This window comes from Lysinibacillus sp. NPDC058147 (assembly GCF_042884205.1).
Classification (GTDB): domain Bacteria; phylum Bacillota; class Bacilli; order Bacillales_A; family Planococcaceae; genus Lysinibacillus.
Genome location: NZ_JBHVUJ010000025.1, coordinates 1 through 2,478, shown reverse-complemented (window position 1 = coordinate 2,478; position 2,478 = coordinate 1). Strand labels below are relative to the sequence as shown.

Sequence of the window (2,478 nt, the reverse complement as noted above, 5' to 3'; positions counted from 1 at the left end):
TTGGTAAGCTGCTCTGTTGGTCATAACCAGCTAAATAATTTTCCCAATATCCTCCTGATATTTCCTTATCTCGCTCTTCGAGCCACTGCAAATAACGACTATACGGTTCGACTTTAGAAAGTCTAGCTTTCCTACCTTCTTTTAGTGCCTGATACATTTCCAACATTTCCTTAACCACAATACTGATGCACCAGCCATCCATCAATATGTGATGGAAACTCCACAAAATCACATACTGCTCTTCTGCTAGCTTACAGACGCGTACCCGAATCGGAACTTCTTTCGTCAAATCAAACCCTTGTCGGCGATCTACTTGCTTGAACCATTCAACTGCTTCCTCTATATTGGTCAAATGGCTGAGATCCTCCACTTGGATCTTATCTTTTCTACTTGTCATGACAACTTGTCTTGGATGTTTCAAACCTTCGTATACAAATTGAGTACGAAGTACATCATATCGCTCGATGAGAGCGATATAGCTCCTTTCTAGGAACGCAATATCTAGTGCTCCCTCCATCCAAAATGCAAATTGCTCGAAGTACGCTTTCGATTGACTATCTAATAACGTATGGTATAACATACCTTCTTGCATCGGTGTGAGACGGTAAATACTTTCGTATTCTCCTTCTACGTTTGCTTGAATACTGGCCAATTCTTCCAAACCAAGCGAAGGATCACCATAGTCAGATGGTGTTTTTTCCGTTTCCTCTTTCTGTATACAGTGTTCAATTAAGTCTTCCAAACAGATGATAAAACGATCTCTCCATGCCTTTATCGTGCTCTCATGATAAGCGTCACTGTTATATCGTATCTCGAAACTTAACTTTCCTTGTCTCATCATGCCTTCAAACGCAATATTGTACCAAGTTTCCGCATCGGGACTAATCACTTCTCCCGTCGATAGATTGGAAATTTGGAACACATCTGTCTGAATCTCGTGATCAAACTGTCCAAGGTAGTTGAACACAATCTCAGGTTTTGGAATATCTTGTTGCGCTTGGTATCTTAAAATCCCATATCCAATCCCCTTATGGGGAATCGTTCTCAATCTTTCCTTCGTCTCTTTCAAGTACTGTCCTAAATCCTTTGTACCACTAACATCCATTACGACAGGAAATAGGGATGTAAACCAACCAACGGTCCGTTGTAGATTCACCCCTTGGATAATGTCTTCTCGACCATGGCCCTCCATATGGAGTACCATTTCCCTTGATTCAGACCACCCATACAAACTCAAACCGAGTGCAGCGATAAGCAAGTCATTGATTTCGGTCTGATAAGCCCGTGGTACTTCCTTAATCGCTTTATTGCTCAACTCTTGACTTAGTGCAAAATCAATCGTTCGATAGGATTTCATCCGTCTTTTATCTGTTTGGTTATCCTTAGATAATGGCTGGTAATCTACTGCATCTATCTCATCCCAGTAGGCAGCTTCTTTCTTCAACTTGTAGCTTTTTCTGTATTCAGTAAGTGCCTGCGTCCAGGTTGCATAGGAAGTAGATTTAGCCGGCAATTGAATCGCTTCTCCTTTAAGCGCCTGTGAATATCCTGTTGTAAAATCTTCAAGCAGAACACGCCACGAAACTCCATCAATAAGCAAATGATGCACGATAATCAACAAATGATCCCCGTCTTTTGTATGGAACAATCCTAAACGTATTAACGGCCCGTCGTTTATATTTAGGCTTGCCTGCATTCGCCTTGCTTCTCTCTCGATACGGGAATCGATATCGGTTTCATGAATTTCAAGCTCCTCTAACTCGTACACGCGCTGTCCAAGTGCTTGTATTTCTTGCGTTATTTTTCCTTCTTCCATGTGATAAATAGCTCTTAACATATCGTGCTGATTCGTAATATGATCAAACATGTGAGTCAGTGAACGAACATCAAACCCGTCGGGTTTGTACAACATGACTGACTGATTGAAATGGTTCCAATTCAGCTGTTGCTTAAAAAACCAAGATTGAATTGGTGATAACTCAACCTCTCCTACGATAGTTTTGCCTTCATCCGTTTCATTGCTTACGGTAACATAGTGCTCTAACTCTTGAATCACGGAATACTTGAAAAGATCTTTCATTTCTAAGTGATAACCCGCTTGCTTCAAACGAGATAAGATTTGTAGGGCCTTAATGGAATCTCCACCGAGCGAGAAAAAGTTATCCTGAATTCCTATCTGTCCAGTATGAAGTACCTTTTCCCATATATTCACCAATAAGTTTTGTATAGGCGTTTCAGGTGGAATGTACACAGCACCTGTCTTGATATTGCCACCTGGCTGTGGCAAACTCTTCCGGTCAATCTTCCCATTCGGGGATAAAGGAATCTCGTCAAGAATAATAAAGTAGGAAGGAATCATATAATCCGGAAGCATGTCCTCCAAGTAGGCTCTAAGTTGATCAACTGTTGGTTCATCCTCCGCTGTCAAGTAGGCACATAAGTAAGGTAAGTCCTGTTCATCCTGTCTTGCGACAACGA

General features: G+C 41.4%; 1 protein-coding gene. It reads right to left on the bottom strand.

All coding sequences use genetic code 11. From position 1 onward, the window contains the following. Positions 1 to 2,428 (bottom strand): condensation domain-containing protein (locus ACFVT8_RS24510; RefSeq protein ID WP_387086438.1); only part of this gene is annotated, 2,428 nt, incomplete at its 3' end. Positions 2,429 to 2,478 lie beyond the last annotated feature (50 nt).